Annotated in this window: 19 protein-coding genes and 1 pseudogene; all 20 read right to left on the bottom strand. The window is 41.0% G+C overall.

Features of this window, described 5'->3' with window-relative positions; all coding sequences use genetic code 11:
* Nucleotides 1-110: 110 nt before the first annotated feature.
* The 20 genes and pseudogenes from spoVG to HMPREF2802_RS11400 all read right to left on the bottom strand — a co-directional run bounded on the left by spoVG (nt 111) and on the right by HMPREF2802_RS11400 (nt 17,073).
* Nucleotides 111-440, bottom strand: coding sequence for a septation regulator SpoVG (gene spoVG / locus HMPREF2802_RS11495; RefSeq protein ID WP_002473066.1), 330 nt, complete (start codon nt 438-440; stop codon nt 111-113).
* 71 nt (nt 441-511) lie between these two features.
* Nucleotides 512-886, bottom strand: a complete 375-nt coding sequence (locus HMPREF2802_RS11490; protein WP_002473070.1) for a RidA family protein — start codon at nt 884-886, stop codon at nt 512-514.
* Entirely contained in the window at nt 873-1,727 is an 855-nt protein-coding gene (gene purR, locus HMPREF2802_RS11485; RefSeq protein ID WP_002473054.1) for a pur operon repressor, read from the bottom strand. The genes HMPREF2802_RS11490 and purR overlap by 14 nt, the downstream gene beginning before the upstream one ends.
* Nucleotides 1,728-1,741: 14 nt before the next feature.
* Complete coding sequence (gene ispE, locus HMPREF2802_RS11480) at nt 1,742-2,590, bottom strand: 4-(cytidine 5'-diphospho)-2-C-methyl-D-erythritol kinase (protein ID WP_070504823.1); 849 nt, start codon at nt 2,588-2,590, stop codon at nt 1,742-1,744.
* Nucleotides 2,591-2,971: 381 nt separating this feature from the next.
* Nucleotides 2,972-3,235 (bottom strand): Veg family protein, encoded by a 264-nt coding sequence (locus HMPREF2802_RS11475; protein ID WP_002473059.1) that lies wholly within the window; start codon nt 3,233-3,235, stop codon nt 2,972-2,974.
* Nucleotides 3,236-3,334: 99 nt separating this feature from the next.
* The gene (rsmA, locus tag HMPREF2802_RS11470; protein ID WP_070504820.1) at nt 3,335-4,225 is read right to left on the bottom strand and encodes a 16S rRNA (adenine(1518)-N(6)/adenine(1519)-N(6))-dimethyltransferase RsmA; all 891 of its coding nucleotides are present in this window, start codon (nt 4,223-4,225) and stop codon (nt 3,335-3,337) included.
* Between the two features lie 12 nt (nt 4,226-4,237).
* Nucleotides 4,238-4,786 carry a ribonuclease M5 gene (gene rnmV / locus HMPREF2802_RS11465; RefSeq protein WP_049405784.1) on the bottom strand — a complete coding sequence of 183 codons (549 nt, stop codon included), beginning with the start codon at nt 4,784-4,786 and terminating at the stop codon, nt 4,238-4,240.
* A gap of 158 nt (nt 4,787-4,944) precedes the next feature.
* Nucleotides 4,945-5,715 (bottom strand): TatD family hydrolase, encoded by a 771-nt coding sequence (locus tag HMPREF2802_RS11460; protein WP_049409963.1) that lies wholly within the window; start codon nt 5,713-5,715, stop codon nt 4,945-4,947.
* A gap of 122 nt (nt 5,716-5,837) precedes the next feature.
* Entirely contained in the window at nt 5,838-7,829 is a 1,992-nt protein-coding gene (metG, locus tag HMPREF2802_RS11455; protein ID WP_070504817.1) for a methionine--tRNA ligase, read from the bottom strand.
* A gap of 353 nt (nt 7,830-8,182) precedes the next feature.
* The gene (rsmI, locus tag HMPREF2802_RS11450) at nt 8,183-9,016 is read right to left on the bottom strand and encodes a 16S rRNA (cytidine(1402)-2'-O)-methyltransferase (RefSeq protein WP_070504814.1); all 834 of its coding nucleotides are present in this window, start codon (nt 9,014-9,016) and stop codon (nt 8,183-8,185) included.
* 2 nt (nt 9,017-9,018) lie between these two features.
* The gene (locus tag HMPREF2802_RS11445; protein ID WP_002473035.1) at nt 9,019-9,267 is read right to left on the bottom strand and encodes a GIY-YIG nuclease family protein; all 249 of its coding nucleotides are present in this window, start codon (nt 9,265-9,267) and stop codon (nt 9,019-9,021) included.
* Entirely contained in the window at nt 9,260-9,985 is a 726-nt protein-coding gene (locus HMPREF2802_RS11440; RefSeq protein ID WP_070504811.1) for a tRNA1(Val) (adenine(37)-N6)-methyltransferase, read from the bottom strand. The genes HMPREF2802_RS11445 and HMPREF2802_RS11440 overlap by 8 nt, the downstream gene beginning before the upstream one ends.
* Nucleotides 9,986-10,097: 112 nt before the next feature.
* Nucleotides 10,098-10,436: a DNA replication initiation control protein YabA gene (gene yabA, locus HMPREF2802_RS11435; protein ID WP_049405774.1), complete on the bottom strand. Its 339-nt coding sequence runs from the start codon at nt 10,434-10,436 to the stop codon at nt 10,098-10,100.
* A 14-nt stretch (nt 10,437-10,450) separates the two neighbouring features.
* Nucleotides 10,451-11,254, bottom strand: coding sequence for a PSP1 domain-containing protein (locus tag HMPREF2802_RS11430; protein ID WP_070504808.1), 804 nt, complete (start codon nt 11,252-11,254; stop codon nt 10,451-10,453).
* Nucleotides 11,255-11,256: 2 nt separating this feature from the next.
* Nucleotides 11,257-12,183: a DNA polymerase III subunit delta' C-terminal domain-containing protein gene (locus HMPREF2802_RS11425; RefSeq protein WP_070504805.1), complete on the bottom strand. Its 927-nt coding sequence runs from the start codon at nt 12,181-12,183 to the stop codon at nt 11,257-11,259.
* 121 nt (nt 12,184-12,304) lie between these two features.
* On the bottom strand, nt 12,305-12,634 hold the full coding sequence (locus tag HMPREF2802_RS11420) for a cyclic-di-AMP receptor (protein ID WP_002473077.1): 330 nt from the start codon (nt 12,632-12,634) through the stop codon (nt 12,305-12,307).
* A 30-nt stretch (nt 12,635-12,664) separates the two neighbouring features.
* Entirely contained in the window at nt 12,665-13,285 is a 621-nt protein-coding gene (gene tmk / locus HMPREF2802_RS11415; RefSeq protein WP_070504802.1) for a dTMP kinase, read from the bottom strand.
* A gap of 1 nt (nt 13,286) precedes the next feature.
* Nucleotides 13,287-14,630, bottom strand: a complete 1,344-nt coding sequence (locus HMPREF2802_RS11410) for an aminotransferase class V-fold PLP-dependent enzyme (RefSeq protein ID WP_070504799.1) — start codon at nt 14,628-14,630, stop codon at nt 13,287-13,289.
* Between the two features lie 185 nt (nt 14,631-14,815).
* Nucleotides 14,816-15,896, bottom strand: a pseudogene (locus tag HMPREF2802_RS11405) (PTS sugar transporter subunit IIC).
* 325 nt (nt 15,897-16,221) lie between these two features.
* Complete coding sequence (locus HMPREF2802_RS11400; protein WP_070504797.1) at nt 16,222-17,073, bottom strand: SDR family oxidoreductase; 852 nt, start codon at nt 17,071-17,073, stop codon at nt 16,222-16,224.
* Between the last annotated feature and the right edge of the window lie 1,145 nt (nt 17,074-18,218).

Genomic DNA, 18,218 nt, shown 5'->3' with positions numbered 1-18,218 from the left:
TAACAAAAAAATTGAGTTCTGACAGCTTTATCTGCTATCAGAACTCAATTAATCTATCTCTATAGGGTGTGTGTCATGTTTCAAATCATGCCACACATCTGTATTCAATCTTATGCTTCAGTATCTTCTGAGTCACTTGTTTCCGCATCATCTTCTGATGGTTTCGCATTCTTATCTGGAATAACTTCATCAGTTTCATCGTATACTTTCATGACTGCGTCTTGAATTTCTTGTCTCATGTCTGAATTGATTGGGTGTGCGATATCACGGAATTCACCGTCGGGTGTTCTCTTGCTTGGCATCGCGACGAAAAGACCTGAGTTGCCTTCAATTACGCGTAAGTCATGAACTACGAATGATTCATCAAGCGTAACTGAAACAAGTGCTTTCATTCTACCGTCTGTTTCTATCTTTCTAAGTCTTACATCTGTCACTTTCATGTAGTGAGCCCCCCCTAGTATCTCTTTGTATAGAAGCTTAACAATCTTTAATTAAAATTATATTCCTTAAACTATTTTACTTTAGCAACAAGTTCGATTTCAACTTTTACGTCTTTCGGTAATCGTGAAACCTCGATACAACTTCTTGCTGGTTGGTGTTGTTCAAAGTATTGACCATAAACTTCATTAATAAATTGGAAATCGTTCATATCCGCAATAAAAATAGTTGCTTTAATGACAGAATCTAAATCTGATCCTGCTTCATCAAGAACAACTTTAAGATTGTCTAATACTTGTTTCGTCTGCGCTTTCACATCGTCGCTCACAATTTCTCCTTCCAGTGTTAGTGGAATTTGACCTGATGTGAAGACAACACCATTGACCTCTGTTGCATGTGAATAAGGTCCTAAAGCTTCCGGTGCTTTAGTAGTATTAATCACTCTCATGTTGTTGACTCTCCTCCTGTACAAACTTATCTAAACTATTACCTTCTTCTACCGTAAATTCTTGGTTGTATTCGTCTACGTTCGATAGTCTTACTAAGGAAGTATAATCCTCAATCAATCTTTGTTTAACTTCTTTGGATTCTACAAGTACTGATACCCCTTTTACGCGTGCCTTAAACTCATTCATTAAATTCATCACGCCGTTAATAGAGCCACCTGCTCGCATGAAATCATCGACGACAAGAACGTTCGAACCTTCAGGTAATGTTCGTTTAGATAATACCATTGTTTCAATCTTACGTGAAGAGCCTGAGACGTAATTAATTGAAACTGTTGAGCCTTCTGTCACTTTATTGTCTTTGCGAATAACCACAACTGGCAAGTTTAAGATGTTTGCCACTGCGTTAGCTAAGGAAATACCTTTCGTTGCAATCGTCACGACAGCGTCTAAATCTTCATCCATATAGAGCGTCGCCATCAATTTACCAATCTTGTTGAGTAGAGCAGGATTACCCATCAAGTCTGACAAGAAGAGGTAGCCGCCTGGAAGTAAGCGATCTTTCTCTTGTAAGCGGTCGATCACTTCGTCAACCACTTTACGTGCTTCTTCAGCGCCCATCTTAGGTTTGTACGTTACACCGCCACTTGCACCAGCTACGGTCTTCACAACGCCTAGCCCTTCCTTTAAAAATGTTTCGCGAATAATTTGTACATCTTCACTAATTGATGATTTCGCTTGTTTAAACTTGTCCACGAAGAAAGTGAGTGGCACCACTTCGTTTGGGTGATTCATTAAATATTGTGTCATAAAGACGATACGTTCACTTCTCTTAAATCGCATTCTATTCATCCCTTCTATCCTAGCAATCTAACTAAATATACTTCATTACAACAACCACTTACAGCATTGAAGACTTTCTTAGCTTGGCGTTCTTTCTGCGCGAGTGCGTATACGGTCGGACCACTGCCACTCATGACAGCACCATCTGCGCCACTGCGCAACATGTTGCCTTTAATCTTCAATATCTCTTGATGTTTCTCCCCAGATATCGGCTCTAACCGATTAGAGAGGCTACGACACAAGCGTTCATAATCACCTATCTCTAGCGCTTGTAAACACGATTGAGTATAAACCTCATGTTTCTCTTCTAAATTGAGTGTTCGGAAGATGTCTGGTGAGGAGATACCTAAATCTGGCTTGGCTACAATAACCCAAGCAGAAGGTGGTTTGTTAAGCGGTTGGATATGTTCACCTTTTCCTGTACAAAAGGCCGTATGACCTTGAACACAGAATGGGACGTCTGTACCGATTTGTATCGCAAGTTGACGGAGCTCCTCCATCGAACATCCTAAATCAAACAAGCGATTGATACCTCTAAGGGTAGCTGCCGCATCAGACGACCCTCCACCGAGTCCAGCTGAAACTGGAATATCTTTATCTAACGTAATGGTGACACCTTGCTTGAGATGATACGTGTCAGTCATGAGCTTTGCTGCACGATACGCTAAATTCTTACTATCGGTAGGAACATAATTCTGCTCGACTTCCACAACGATGCGTCGATCTTGTCGACGTTCGAAAGACAAGCGATCATTTAAGTCAATCGTCGACATGATCATTTCAACTTCATGATAGCCATCCGGTCGCTTAAACAGTGTATCTAATGTGAAATTGATCTTCGCTGGAGCCGTTTCTATTATCATCTTCCCACCTTCTTTCGTTTCAATAATTCTCTGCTTTAAATTTTAACATAATCCGCATATTGACGTCCTTATTTTCCTATTTACAATCGTCTATTTATTAACTATTTTATAAAAAGAGTTACTACTCCTTTGAATTGCTCATTAAGTATTATTATCATTCGTTTGCGTCGTTAGTTAACAGTGTAGCAAGTTTTCACATAATGAAAAAGAGATATATTGGCAAGTTCGTTACCAATATATCTCTTCAACCTATCCTCTTATTGTAGATGTCTGCGTGCCGTACAAGCATCTTAACTCGTCATTAAGCTCTCATCCTACGCTTGTTTCACTCTGCAGTAAATTATGTATCTCATTTCACCTACAATACATCACTGTCTTCAATTAGTGTGCAACTGCTTCTTGCTGATTATCTTCTTCGAAAGAAACCTGTACATTATCTGTAAGCACGTCTGTATAAGTGTAAGATACGCGGCCGAAATTGTGTTTCTCAGGATCAAGTTCCACAATAAATACTGAAGCGTATGTTTCCTTTAATACGCCTGAGCGTTCAATCGTCTTCTTACGTCCTCCGTTTGCTTTGAGTACAATTCGGTTTCCTAAATGACAATCAAGTGAATTTTTGATGTCTCCAATACTTTTTGGCATATTGCTCCACCTCGCTACATATTGTATAATAACACAATTTGAAGCGATTTGTCAAACAAACATTCAATTTTATCAACCTACTATAAGGATGTCAATATTTTAAATTTCCAATTCCGGAAAATTTTTCAACTGCTCATAAAGTGTCGCAAATTCTTCAATAGTTAGCGTTTCTCCACGTCTCTTCGGATCAATATTCGCTGCTTCAAGCCATGCCGTAATCGCTTTTTTATGCTTTTTACCATCTACAAACAAACTTTGGTAGTTATTGTTAATCGTCTTGCGTCGCTGTGTGAAAGCGCCTTTGGTCATCTTAAAGAAACGATCTTCGTCATCGATATCGATTTGAGGATATGGACGTTGCATCAATTTAACGACGATGGAATCCACATTCGGCGGCGGCATAAATACCGTCTTAGGCACGGTTAAGACTTTACTCGTCTCTGTATAGTATTGCGCGACGATAGAAAGTGAGCCGTAAGCCTTCGTTCCTACTTGCGCATTTAAACGCTCGCCCACCTCTTTCTGCATCATCACCACGTAGCCATCGATAGGAAGGGAACGCTGCATCAGATTGAGCAAGATTGGTGTCGTGATATAGTACGGCAGATTCGCTACGACCATGATACGTTCGCAATGGCCAAGGTAGGTTTGAACATAGTGCGCAATATCCGCCTTCAGAATATCTTCGTTTATCACTTGCACATTCGAATAAGGTGCGAGTGTCTCATCCAGAATTGGCATGAGACGTTGGTCAATTTCAAACGCCAAGACATTCTGTGCTTTCTTAGCGAGCTGCTCAGTCAACGAGCCCATCCCTGGTCCAATCTCAATCACACCTGTAGTCGCGTCAATCTCGCTAGCGTCGATAATCTTACGAATGATGTTCACATCGACGAGGAAATTCTGACCGAGGCTTTTCTTAAAGTTAAAATGATGTTGTTCTAACAGCGCCCGTGTTCGACTCGGTGTCGCTATATCTTTATGCTCCATAGAATTACGTTCCTACCTTTCTTCTTCGCTTTCAGCCAATGCACGACGTACATCAGCTTCAGTGTAACCAAACGCGTTAAGCTTCTTCAATAACTGTTTACCATTGGAATGACCGATGTGCAGACGGCTTCCAATCAAATCACGGCGTCTACGTGCATCTGGACCAATGATTAACCCAAGATCAATCAACGTCGCCTTACTAATCGATTCTTCTCCTTCTTCATAAGGACTGCTCACGTGTGACAATGCTTGGCGAATTGCGTCCTCTGAGGCATGTTCAATACCAATCTTACCACGCTTACTCTTGGCCAACGCCCGGTCGAGATACGCATGTTTAACGCCCGGCACGTGTTCTGTAATAATCGATCTAATCTTGTCCCCAGGAAAGTCTGGATCCGTCAAGACAATCACACCACGCGTCTCTTGTGCTTGCGCGATGACCTCTAGCGTTTGACGATTGATAGCACTGCCATTCGTCTCTATCGTATCACACTGCACCGCTTCCTTAACACGTGCTGTATCATCTCGTCCTTCAACGACGATAAACTCATTAATCTTCACTATAGATGACACCTTTCTCTCATGATCTTCACGCCTGACGAAGTGTATAGATTCCTCTCTCCGTTGGCAGCTCTATTTATTAAAAAAGATGTCGGTTGGCTGTGAAGAACGTAAACACATGGATGATCTTCAGTCTTACCGACATCTTTCGTCTTAGTCTATGATAATTTAAATAGACGTTCTGCGTTTTCAGTTGTTTGACGACAAACTTCTTCGTAACTAACGCCTTTAAGTTCGGCGATCTTTTCCGCTACTAAAGTCACGCGGGCAGGCTCGTTACGTTTGCCGCGATAAGGATGCGGAGACAAGAATGGTGCATCTGTTTCGACGAGCAAGCGATCAAATGGGACGTGCTCTGCCACTTCTTTCGGTTGTTTCGCATTTTTAAACGTCACAGGGCCGCCAAGAGAGACGTAGAAACCAAGTTTGTTAATCACTACATCTGCAATCTCTGGAGAGGCACTGAAACTGTGCATGATGCCTCCAACCTCTTCTGCGTGTTCTTCAAGCAAGATATCTACACAATCTTGTGTCGCTTCACGGTTGTGAATGATAATCGGTAAGTTTACGCGTTTAGCTAATGCAATCTGTTTGCGCAATAGATCTTGTTGTACATCTTTCGGTGATTTATCCCAGTGATAATCAAGACCTGTTTCACCAATGCCTATGACTTTAGGATGTTGCGCAAGCTCTTCAATCCAGTTGAGACGCTCTTCTGTACAATCAATCGCATCAACGGGATGCCAGCCGATAATCGCGTATAGAAAGTCGTATTGGTCGATGAGTTCCATCGCTCTCTCTACTGTAGGTGTATCGAAACCAACAACGAACATGCGATCTACGCCATTATCGCGTGCGCGTTGAATTACTTCTTCTAAGTCTTCGTCGTATTGTTCTGCATTAAGATGTACATGTGTATCGATTAGCATACTAACACTCCTCCATTAAGGTAGGCTGTAGTAGCTCTCAGAAGAAGCGTTCTACCTCTCCTGTCACCACTCGCAGCCTGTCGTCATTCAACTTATTCCCTGACTTGCGTTCTGTTAGTCGTTTATTTAATGATTGCGCCATTTGGTACGGCACTAGGTAAGCTGACTAACGTTAATACGCCGTCCTTTTCAGCTGACAGAATCATACCTTCCGATTTCTGACCCATGAGTTTCGCAGGTTTCAAGTTCGTCACTACTGCAACCTTTTTACCAATAATATCCTCAGGTTGATAGAACTTAGCGATACCTGAGATGATTTGGCGTTGTTCGTTAGCCAGTTCAACTTGGATGCGTAAAAGTTTGTCAGACTTCTTCACTTGTTCCGCATCTGTAATTGTGGCCGCTTTGATTTCTACTTTATCAAAAGCTTTGATATCAATCTGTGGTTTGCTATCTTCTTCCTCTTCTGCCGCTTCACTTTCGTTACTTTCATCCGCTTTCGGAGGTTGCATAGATTCTTTAATATATGCAATCTCTTGTTCGCTATCTAAGCGTGGGAAGATCGGTTGTGGTTTCTCAGTCACCATAATAGGTTCAGTTAATGCACCATATGTTGTTAAGCTTTCAAACTCAAATAATTCAGGTGTATTGATGTTGAGTTGTTCAAAGATTTGTTTCGGCGCATGTGTTAAGAACGGACGTAGTAAGACCGCAATATAACGGATGTTCTCTACTAAGTGCGCCATAACGTTGCCTAACATATCGCGTTGAGACTCGTCTTTAGCGAGAATCCACGGTGTTGTTTCGTCGATATATTTATTAGTACGACTGATGAGTTTCCATACTGTAGATAATGCGACTGAGAATTGAAGTTCGTCCATCTTCTCATGGAACACTTCTACTGTTTCTGTCGCAAGTTGTTCTAAGTCTGGGTCAATGTCGTGTTTCTGACCTTGGTAAGCAGGAAGCTCACCATCGAAATATTTGTTAATCATAGAGATGGTACGGTTCACTAAGTTACCTAAGTCATTCGCTAAGTCATAGTTCGTACGCTCTACGAAACCTTCAGGTGTAAATACACCATCAGAGCCGAATGGGAGTTCACGCATTAAATAATAGCGTGTCGCATCTAAGCCATAACGATCGATGAGTACATTAGGATCCACCACGTTACCTTTAGATTTACTCATCTTACCATCTTTCATAAGAATCCAACCATGCGCAAAGACTTTCTTAGGAAGTGGAAGGTCTAAAGCCATGAGTAAGATTGGCCAAATAATAGAGTGGAAACGTACAATTTCTTTCGCCATAATATGGATATCTGCTGGCCAATATTTTTGATATAAACTGTCATCATCTGACAAGTAGCCAAGTGAAGAAATATAGTTCACTAGTGCGTCAATCCACACGTAGACTACGTGTTTAGGATTCGATTTCACACGAATACCCCAGTCGAATGATGTACGTGAAACAGCCAAGTCTTCAAGTCCAGGCTTGATAAAGTTATTAATCATTTCATTCTTACGAGAAGCAGGTTGAATGAAATCTGGGTTTTCATCATAGAATTCTAAGAGCTGATCCGTGTATTTAGAAAGTTTGAAGAAGTAGCTTTCTTCTTTGACTAATTCAACTTCGTGACCGGAATCCGGACTTTTACCTCCGACAATCTTACCGTCTTCGTATACTGGATCTACTAATTGCGTTTCAGTATAGTACGTTTCGTCAGGTACAGAATACCAACCTTCGTACTCACCGAGATAGATGTCCCCTTGGTTAAGCAGACGTTCAAAGATTTGTTGCACGACTTGCTTATGACGCTCTTCTGTCGTGCGAATAAAGTCGTCGTTAGAGATTTCAAGTTTGTCCCATAACGCGCGAATGCCCGCGATCATTTCGTCTAAGTATTCTTTCTCCGTCTTGCCGGCTTTGAGCGCTTTCTCTTGAATCTTCTGACCATGCTCGTCAGTTCCAGTTAGGTAGCGCACATCATAGCCTTGCATTCTTTTATAACGCGCAATGACATCTCCTGCTGTTGTAGTATAGGCATGCCCGATATGTAGGTTGCCACTAGGATAGTAGATTGGCGTTGTAATATAAAATGTTTCTTGAGCCATCAGTGTTCCTCCTCATTTCTTACATTATAAATAATAGCTAACTTCAACTATGGTTTCAATGGACGATGGTAGGCTGATTGAGCCAATCCTGCACCTTAATAGTATTGGATATTCGTCACATATTGAATTTAGAATTTCTTTATTTTCTTAATCATTTGTCGTGTGTATTTCAAATGCCCTATCTTATTAACAATACCATAATTCACCTATGCTATGGGCAGATTCATCTTGATTTTTTGGCTAGTAAAACGGTCCAACACAAAATTTAAACTTATGTCATTTTCAATGTTATAACGCTCGTTTGCTCATGTCTCTAAGCCGTTATCCTTCTCAGAAACTACCGCTATCTCGCACTAAACTTTATGATAAATATCGTAGACTTCGCCAGTCTTCATCTGTCGATCCTTCGCGACCTGTTTAATCGCTGCTTTCGGTTTCTGTCCTTGTTCACAGTAGTAGTCGACATGTTCATGAATCGTTAAGTCTTCAAACCAGGCATTATCAGCTTCTGAAGCAGCTCCTTGAATCAAGATGACAAATTCACCTTTCAGACGTATGTCTTCACGCTCAATCATCTGCATCAACGTCTTCGGTGTTCCTGTTTCGATTTGTTCAAATCGCTTCGTCAATTCTCTTCCGAGCGCAACTTGACGTTCGTCATCCACGCGCGCAATCGCTTGTAAGCTGTCCTTTACGCGATACGGTGATTCATAGATGATTAATGTACTCTCTTCGTACATTCGTTGCTTGAGCACTTCGACTTTCTCTTTGTCTTTACGTGGCAAGAAGCCCAGGAAGGTATAAGTGAAAGACGGAAGCCCACTCGCCATCAATGCCGTAAGACCTGCATTAGGGCCTGGGACCGTTTCTACACGTAATTGTGCTTCTCTGGCAGCCACTACTAACTCGTAACCTGGATCACTAATCAATGGTAATCCCGCATCAGAAACGAGCGCAATGTCATTTCCTTGCTGTAATAACTCGATGAGATGTGCCGTCTCTTTCTCTTTATTATGATCATGGTAAGACTTCAATGGTGTATGTATCTCATAATGCTGGCACAACTTCTGTGTTACTCTCGTATCTTCACAAGCGATGAGATCTACTGTTTGTAATGTATCAACCGCTCTGTAGGTCATATCAGCTAAGTTACCAATTGGTGTTCCTACTAAATATAAAGTCGCCATCACTACCCCTCCTTAATCAATGCTAACTTCTTATTTCTCGAATATTGCTTAATTTGATACTCACGTTTCAATGCTTCTGACTTCGTTTCGTACACTTCTTGATAAACTAACACGACCGGACGTCTTACTTTCGTATATTTGGCACCTAACCCTTTATTATGTTTCGCGACTCTTTGCTCCACATTTTTAGCATAACCTGTATAGAGACTGTCGTCCTTACATTTCACGATATACACATAATGTTTATCCATAATAAATCACTCGCATTTCTTCAGAATACTCACCCGTTGCTGTATAAATATAGAACGGCGGAGTGATTTCCAAGCCTTGTTGGCCGCCACGTCGACTTTCTACAATCATCATCTGGGCAGGCTTGCCGGGTTTACTATATATCATCGTTAAGCGTTTGGGCTCTAGACGGTACTGACGCATTGTCGTTAAGACGTCCATAAGACGGTCCGCACGGTGAACCATGAGGAAACGACCGCCTTCTTTGAGTAAGTGACGCGCTGCTTTACAACAATCGTCCAGCGTGCACATGACCTCATGTCGTGCAATCTTATGCGCTTCTTTATGGTGTTGATGTTGTTGATTCATTTTAAAATAGGGCGGGTTACACGTAATCAATGAATATTGCGCAGGTTTAAAATGTGTGGCAACTTCCCTCAGATCCATATGATGCATCGTCAACCGGTCTGATAGTTGATTATAATGATAAGAACGCTCAGCCATATCTACGAGTTGCGACTGAATTTCGATACCTTCAATAGATTGCGTGCTCTTCGCACTTAACAGTAACGGGATCACACCGTTGCCTGAACACAGATCCATTACCTTGTCATTCTTACGCACAGTTGTGTAATGCGCGAGTAACAAGGCATCTGTTGAAAAAGAGAAGACCGCATCATTCTGAATAATGCGCAAATGTTCTTTCGTTAAATAATCTAAACGCTCGTGCTCACGTAACATGAGTTACCACGCCCTCCATTCAAATTAAAAGGATAGGACGGCGATGCTTGTAGTAAGCCTATCGCAAACATCCTATCCCTTCGTTTCTCTCTATTACTACGTTGATTGCTTATTAATCGTCTAACACTTTTAAACAGAATAAACAATCTTCACCTTTACGGTGCTTTCCAAACAGCTCGCCGTTACAAATATGGAAACCTTCTTTATATAACATCGCTAAGTTATCTTTACTTCTTAGCGGCTTCTTAGGTTTACGCTGTTCTACGTCAGTATCTTTAGCTGATTCATTCTTCTCGATAAGCGTTTGTAAATTCTCATTCTCTATTTGCAACGCGACGTTCTCTTCTACAAGTTCAACAGCTAACGTCTTGAGCTCAGACATATTCTGATTAATGCTTTCTACGTTCTTCTCTAACCACGTTAAACGTTCAAATATTTCTGTTCGATTCAACGTGCATACGCCTCCTATTTCAATGCTTCTAATTCTTCCATCTTGTACTCTAAAGGTTGTTCAACGCCCTCGATCTTCACTTGCATTGAAATATCTAGAATATTGAGACCTACGACTTCACCCTGTCCGTCTGGGGTAACGACCGCTTCACCTACATCTGGAAGCTGTGCGCGCGCTTCTTCGTAGTGATCGTTCTCATACTTCAGACAGCACATCAGGCGGCCACACGCTCCAGATATCTTTGTTGGATTAAGTGAGAGGTTCTGGTCTTTCGCCATCTTGATAGAGACCGGTTCGAAATCTCCCAAGAATGTTGAACAACATAGGGATCTGCCACATGGACCAATCCCACCGAGCAACTTTGCTTCGTCGCGCACCCCTATCTGGCGCAATTCAATGCGTGTCTTTAACTTCTGAGCGAGTATTTTTACCAACTCTCGGAAGTCTACACGGTCATCTGAGGTGAAGTTAAAGATCACTTTAGACTTGTCCAATATATATTCACAATTGACGAGACGCATATCCAATTTAAGTTGATCGATGACTGTCTTACATATGTCGAATGCTACTTCGGCATCCTGTTCATTCTGTTCAAATTGGGCTTTATCCGCTTCTGTAGCTACACGAATGATGTGCTTTAAAGGCAAAGTGACATCCTCATCCGCCACGTTTAACGGTCCATATTTAATGTAGCCCATTTCGATACCACGTGTAGATTCAACTACAACGTATTGTGCTTCACTTAAATCGAAGCTTTGTGGAGAATAATATTCAAGCTTTCCTGCTTTAGGAAAATATACGCCTACCACATTTTGCATTGTCATTTCACCCCATTTATGACGATTTGTTCAAATACTAATGTAGGGTTCACATTCTGGTTTAACTTCTTATGTGCTTCTGTGATGCGATTATACATTAACACAATTTGTGTATAGTCCAGTTTCTGAGCTAAACGCTCAAATTGTTCACCTAAATCAGAGTAAATTAATTGTTGATCCAAACCTACTTTAACATGCATCATATCTTCAAAGAACCCATTAATTGCAGCGAGTGTGAGCAATTGCAAACGTCGATTCTTCGCATGTTTCAATAAGTCGACGATGCCGATGAGTGCCATAGAATACTGCGTCATTAATTGCTGACACCACTTTAAGACCATTTTACGCAAAGTAAGGAGATCTGTTTCCTCATGTAACGCTAGAGCCGTCTCAATTTGCGTCGTATAAGTGCTCAACATTTCAGCAGCCGCACGAGGCACATCACGGTCCTCTAGACGTTGTATGAAACGTTGTTTATCAATCGGTTTAAAGTGAATGTGTTGGCAACGAGAGTGGATTGTGTCTAGGATTTGTTCAGGTTTCGTAGTCAATAATATCGCAATCGTGTTCTCTGGAGGTTCTTCGAGAAACTTTAGGATACTATTCTCACCTTGGACACTGAGTTTCTCAAAGGATTCGATGATATAAACTTTATGCGTGCTTTCAATTGGCAATTGATTCATGTGACGTACGAGTCGCTCAATCTGTTCTTTCTTAATCGTGTTCTCATCTGTTGAGACGTAGAGAAAGTCAGGATGGTTGTGATGCTCAACTTTAGAGCGGCATTGTTCCGCATCGTCACACAGAATCATGGAACTAAAGTCCATCGCAACTTGTTTCATTGACTCTGCGTCATCGCCTTCAAAGAGATAGGCATGTGAGAGCCGGTTCGATTGGTATGATTGAGTCAACATTTGTTGTTCATCCATCACTTTGACTCCTTTATGTAAAAAGGCTGCTATATATGCGTGATTGCTGTTCAAAGACATCGCGCGGAGCAATCATCTCATCTAGACGCAGAAACCAAGGCATATAAAGCAACCGTTATAGTTAGAATTGATGGAACGCTTCGACAGGCATGACGAAGACTGTAGCGCCTCCAACTTCCACTTCAACTGGGTAAGGAATGTAAGAATCTGCACTTCCACCCATTGGCGTGATTGGAGAAACGAGTTGTTCTCTATTACCACAAGTATCGTCAATTACCTTGAGGATGTCATCGACACGTTCGTCTTCTACACCGCATAAGAATGTCGTATTTCCTGCTTTCAAGAAGCCCCCGGTAGTAGAAAGCTTTGTCGCTCTGAAATCGTGCTTTACGAGTTCATCTGATAGTTCTTGACTATCTTGATCTTGTACGATTGCTATAATCATCTTCATAACAACATAACACCTCTTCGTAACATTATATCATATTTTCTCTAAGTATTTGATGATAGATTCATACGCAGAGTTGACCACTTCTTCAATACTTTGTTCCGCATTAATCACAGCAAATCTGTTAGGTTCATTATGGATAATTTGGCGATAACCTTCAACTACTTTCTCATGAAAATCTAATTTTTCTCGGTCTAAACGATTCTGGGTTCTTTGATTATCATTAATACGTTGAATACCCACTGAAGCGCGAATATCTAAATAAAGCGTAAGGTCGGGGTACAATCCATTAATCGCAAATTCATTAATACTACGTACTTCTTCTACTCCAATACCTCTCGCATAACCTTGATAAGCTAATGAGCTGTCAATATAACGATCGCACAGTACGACTTTTCCCTCACGCAAAGCAGGAAGCACTTTATTAACTAAATGTTCACGACGCGACGCCGCAAATAACAAGGCCTCTGAACGATCATCAATCGCCTCTCCCTCTAAGAGAATCTTGCGGATATCTTCACCGGTCTTCACACCGCCTGGCTCACGTGTGACTACGACCTCCCAACCTTCTGATTCTAAACGCTGCGTAATTTCGCGTATAACTGTTGTCTTTCCTGACCCTTCTGGACCTTCAAAGGTAATAAACTTTGACATATCATTCATCCTTCACTCGTATAGTATCGTGTCTCAGGCCTTCAACGCGTAATTGTCGCTCTGACCATTGACGTAATCGTTCAATCATTTCAATCGTGACCACTTCACCTTTAAACATAAGCGGAATTCCTGGTGGATAAGGAATAATCGGTTCTGCTAAGACGCACCCGAGACTGTCCTCTAGACTGACCGCTTTATCTTTGTTCATTCGCTGACTTGCGATATACCCATGTGTTGTCGTTAAGGACATTGAATCTGGTACTGAGGTCTCTGAAGCTTGCTCATCAATTTGAATACGGCGCAAGCGTTCAATGAGTTTCTCGAACGGGAACGTATCTCCCTCATGCCACAGTGGCAATATCAACAGCACTTGTCGATCATCCGCTAACTCACAGTAGATGTCTTGTTCTTCAAATTTAAGTTGAAGCGTTTCACCATCATAGCCCGGGCTACACACCACCAACTTCAGCGGATCTGCCACTTCCTTTACGGTTAAACCGCGTTCTCGTAACACTGCGATCAGCTGATTTCTTTTATAGGTAAAATGTGTGTCACGAAACTGCTGATAAAATGCATGACCTAACTCCAAGCTTGTCATGATTAAATACGACGGACTCGAAGATTGATAATACGTTAAATAACGTTCGACCGCTTCTTTCTGAGACGCGTCTTTATGAATAAACAAGATTGAACCCATCGTTAACGTAGGCAACGTCTTATGGTAAGACTGCACCACGAAATCGGCACCTGTTTGCAGAGCTGACTCCGGAAAGCCATTAAGACCGAAATGTGCACCATGCGCTTCGTCTACTAACACGGGTACGCCTGCTTGATGAGACGCGTTGACGAAACTTGCGATATCAAAGGTCTCACCATAATAGTTCGGATAAGTAACGACAGCTAAACGTTTATTCTGAAGTCGTTCTTGATCAAATAGAGGTGCGACGTACTGATGCGTGTCAGCACTCACTGTTGTCGCTGCGAGTTCCGCCTGACCTTCCACGAGATCTAGACCGTTGAACACAGATTTGTGGGAATTGCGTGCGAGTAGATAGTCACCTTCCACATATTTGAAAGCTTGCATTACCGCAAGAATACCCGAGGTCGTCCCATTAACAAGATAGTACGCTTGATAGTCAGGATGCTTATTTATCCCCGCCATACTTTGTGCTAAGACATCGTCAGGTTGATGCAAATCATCTAGCCCTGTAATCTCAGTCATATCCATCGCCCAGTTTAGCTTATCGAGCTGACCTATCGTATTATTCTTATGACCTGGCACATGTAGCGAAATCGCTTCGTTATTGATGTATTGTTGTAACCGTTGGTAAAGTGGCGTTGTCATACAGACACCTTTTTTCGTAAAATTTTGCGTTAAGTAAGTTAGCACTTTTAGAAATTATTATAGCACGTTCTTGAGTATGTCATAAATGGGCGAGTAACTTCAGTCATTTTACAACAAATAAAAAAACAGAGGCAGAAGACTATTCTACCTCCGTCTCTATCACTCTTGCGGCTCGCACAATCTAATTAAGACTGACTGCCTTGAGCGCCTTTACTTTTACCTTTGAAAAGCGATTTGAAATCGATATTCACTAAATTGAAGTGTTTAATAATCATACTAAAGATAAAGCTCCAAACTAAGCTGTTTATCGCTACAACTACAATCGTAATAATGGATTGAACCGGACCGTTGAAACCGAAGAGCACGATAGGTCCAGCAATTGGCGTTGCGACACCTTCAGCATTGATGATCAGACCGCTGAACGTAATGATACAGCCGTTGATAATCCCAACAATCGCATTCACGCTATAAAGTTGGAGTGGATATTGGACAATCTTGTCAATTTGAGTAAGTGGCTCAATACCGACAGAGATGCTCGTACCCCAGTTACCGATACCTAAGCGTTTGAATAAAACAAAGTTAACGAATGACGCACCCATACAAGTTAACGCACCGATGGCCATAAGGTTGCCTGTAATGCCTAAGAAGCTGGCAACAACCATTGAACTTAACGGCGTCATACCTGTAATAGGCATTAAGATACCGAGAATCGCTGCGAGTAAGTAAGGGTTGCTGTCACCTACTACATTGACCGCGTTACTGATTGCTTCAAGCATGAGTGTGATACCTGGATTGATCAGGCTAGCAATTCCATATGTAATCGCTGGCGCTAATAGAATCACAACGATGAGATTTAAACCTTCAGGCACTTTCTTATCGATAAATTTCAGTCCAAATGAGATGAGATAAGCTGCGATAAATGCTGGTAGTAAACTGAAGTTATAGAGAACCAGACCGATGATGACCGCATAAACAGGATTCGTCTTCATCTTGAGGCAAGTGAGTACCCCGACTGCGAGTCCGCCTAAGCTGCCGAGGTTGTCCCCGATTTGTTTCATAAATTCAATATTAAAAATACCGCCAATCACATAGCTGAGAAAGGCTTGAGGTAGGAATGTCGCACAGGCTGCACCTGATAGCGCTTCAAGCACAGGCTGCACCTGATAGCGCTTCAAGCCCTGACTTACCATAAGGTGCAAATTTCAAGAATAGAATCATCGCTACGAGTAGGAGTAGCAATGTCCCTCCACCTAGTAGCATTTGCATCCCAAAAAACTCCCTTCTATTATCTATTATTGGATGTGTTTCAATTTCTTCATAAAATAGTCACCTTTCTTGTAATAACCGAAGATAGATGCATTAAACACATAATTAATAATATTATTTGAGTTTTTTAGATTTTTATAAAATTTACTTTAATTTCGTATTATTGTGACAAATTTTATATGAAGATGAGGGCGGAGTTGGAGGGTTTTCAGATCATGCATAGTAGAAGAAGTCCACAGATGCATTCGGCTTCAGCGAAATATTATACGTTGCTGAAGTATTAAATACACTATGGACTTCAATTGTTATTGAATAATGACTCGCATTACTCAGTGTAATGTTGTTTTAAATAATCTTTAAAAGGCGTAGGCCATTCGCCTGTGAGTCGTTCAAAGTCATCAGAAGTTTGATCGAGCAGTCCCATTTCGCCTGCTTGGTACATAGAGGCGAGTAACGGACCGAACCCTTGAGGCTCATCATACATCTCACCAAATTCTTCACGCGTCACTGGGTCGTATTGAATAGGACTATCAGCCACTTCTGATAAGATATCAGCAAGCTCGTGCATCGTATATGAATAGCCTGCAAGCAAATAGCGTTGACCCCATTTCTCAGGTTGTTGGAGTAACGCAACCACGCCTTTTGCAATATCTGCTCTTGAAATGTAATTGATCTTACCTTCGCCTACTGGATAAATTAATTTTCCACGTTCTTTTAACTCAGGTAAATAAGGTACGAGTGGATCCATATACATAGCCATTCTGACATACGTGTAGTCGATCGGGCTTGAGGCCAGTAATCTTTCCGCATATCCAAAGTACGGACTCATATGGAACGGGTTGTTATGTTGATCTGCATAATAACCGATAAACATAATATGTGACACTTGCGCTTCTTGAGCTGCAGCTACTAAATTCTCAACTTCCGGGAGTCGTTTGAATGATGGGTGAATAATACTTGGTATAAAGATGATTAAATCGATATTTTCAAAGGCTTTTACCATTTTGTCTTTATCGAAGTAGTCCAACGTTCTAACATTGACTGATTGCGTCCAGTCGTCAGGAACTTTGTTATTGTTACGCACACCGATATGAAAGTTAGGAATTTGAGCTTCAATCGCCTGTTCCGTAATATGCGTACCTAAATGTCCTGTTGCACCTGTGAGTAGTATATTCATATTTATTACCACCTATCTTTATTCTTTCTATAAGGTCTTTGGGTTTGAATAAAGTGTAGTTGAAGTGGAAAAGGATGACAATTAATTGGTTTTATACAATAGATGGTAATGTTGAAAAATGATTGGAAGGTTGAGAGAAATCGAGATACTTCAGAGAGCTAATATCATAAAGTCTGAGTCAACTTATAAACCAAAAAATGAGACCTCAATAGGCCTCATTTTAAATTAGAAAAGAATAAATCCAGATTGACTTGCAAATATTACAAATGATGCTATCAAACCGATAAGCGTACAAATAACTGCTGTAACGATCATTAATATACCATGCAATGTTCTTCCCTTAGCAATAATTAAAGCTCCAAATACAATACTTGCTATACCAAAAATAGGCGGTAAAAGAAGTAGTGCTACTCCTGCAAAAATTCAACCCAATATAATATAAACTTTTAAACTTGTATCTGTTGTTTGTGTCATGATGCATGTCTCCTTTAATGTTTTCTTTATAATAGCCTATATCTATTGGGAAGTAAATATCTTTTTCTTCTAATGTATTTAGTTTAGTCATTTTCTTTCATGGATAAAAGAAATCAAATTTTGGGTTAACTTATGGTAAAAAAAGAACCCTCACGGGCTCAAGTGATTGATGGCAAACGCTCGCATCTTTCGTCAGCTTATAAAACAACTTGCTCATTTACATTTGTAAAATCTCGTCGTTATTTCATTGCGCTTCCTTAGGTGCCAAGCGTTTTCATTCAATCCCTTTATATATACGAAAAAAAGAGACCTTTTCAGGTCTCTTTTAATGATTGCCTGGTAACGTCCTACTCTTAAAGCATAACTTCATACTTTAGTATGTTAGTTATACTTATACAATTGCCTTTGCAATTGTAAACCTTTGTAAGTCTGCTACCATCGGCGCTAAGGAGCTTTCTCTTCTCGTAAATAGAGGTCATTATCTTTCTCAACTGCACTCTTTCCTTACTCACTTACCTCGAGTAAGCTCGTTGCGTCTTTCGCTTGTTTCGTCGATCCTGAGCTCATTTACTTCGAATAGGTTTTTGGAAAGAAGTTAAGCTTCTTTCGAGTGTATAAAAAAAAGAACCCTTAAGGGTTCGGTTTGCCTGGCAACGTCCTACTCTTGCGGA

This window comes from Staphylococcus sp. HMSC071G07 (assembly GCF_001811435.1).
GTDB lineage: Bacteria > Bacillota > Bacilli > Staphylococcales > Staphylococcaceae > Staphylococcus > Staphylococcus pettenkoferi.
This window is presented reverse-complemented; position numbering and strand designations above follow the sequence as displayed.

Bases quoted from the DNA above. Each gene is read 5' to 3' on its own strand.
- spoVG (WP_002473066.1), bottom strand. From the start codon at position 440: ATGAAAGTGACAGATGTAAGACTTAGAAAGATAGAAACAGACGGTAGA.
- HMPREF2802_RS11490 (WP_002473070.1), bottom strand. From the start codon at position 886: ATGAGAGTGATTAATACTACTAAAGCACCGGAAGCTTTAGGACCTTAT.
- purR (WP_002473054.1), bottom strand. From the start codon at position 1,727: ATGCGATTTAAGAGAAGTGAACGTATCGTCTTTATGACACAATATTTA.
- ispE (WP_070504823.1), bottom strand. From the start codon at position 2,590: ATGATAATAGAAACGGCTCCAGCGAAGATCAATTTCACATTAGATACA.
- HMPREF2802_RS11475 (WP_002473059.1), bottom strand. From the start codon at position 3,235: ATGCCAAAAAGTATTGGAGACATCAAAAATTCACTTGATTGTCATTTA.
- rsmA (WP_070504820.1), bottom strand. From the start codon at position 4,225: ATGGAGCATAAAGATATAGCGACACCGAGTCGAACACGGGCGCTGTTA.
- HMPREF2802_RS11460 (WP_049409963.1), bottom strand. From the start codon at position 5,715: ATGCTAATCGATACACATGTACATCTTAATGCAGAACAATACGACGAA.
- metG (WP_070504817.1), bottom strand. From the start codon at position 7,829: ATGGCTCAAGAAACATTTTATATTACAACGCCAATCTACTATCCTAGT.
- rsmI (WP_070504814.1), bottom strand. From the start codon at position 9,016: ATGGCGACTTTATATTTAGTAGGAACACCAATTGGTAACTTAGCTGAT.
- HMPREF2802_RS11445 (WP_002473035.1), bottom strand. From the start codon at position 9,267: ATGGATAAACATTATGTGTATATCGTGAAATGTAAGGACGACAGTCTC.
- HMPREF2802_RS11440 (WP_070504811.1), bottom strand. From the start codon at position 9,985: ATGTTACGTGAGCACGAGCGTTTAGATTATTTAACGAAAGAACATTTG.
- HMPREF2802_RS11430 (WP_070504808.1), bottom strand. From the start codon at position 11,254: ATGCAAAATGTGGTAGGCGTATATTTTCCTAAAGCAGGAAAGCTTGAA.
- HMPREF2802_RS11425 (WP_070504805.1), bottom strand. From the start codon at position 12,183: ATGGATGAACAACAAATGTTGACTCAATCATACCAATCGAACCGGCTC.
- HMPREF2802_RS11420 (WP_002473077.1), bottom strand. From the start codon at position 12,634: ATGAAGATGATTATAGCAATCGTACAAGATCAAGATAGTCAAGAACTA.
- tmk (WP_070504802.1), bottom strand. From the start codon at position 13,285: ATGTCAAAGTTTATTACCTTTGAAGGTCCAGAAGGGTCAGGAAAGACA.
- HMPREF2802_RS11410 (WP_070504799.1), bottom strand. From the start codon at position 14,630: ATGACAACGCCACTTTACCAACGGTTACAACAATACATCAATAACGAA.
- HMPREF2802_RS11400 (WP_070504797.1), bottom strand. From the start codon at position 17,073: ATGAATATACTACTCACAGGTGCAACAGGACATTTAGGTACGCATATT.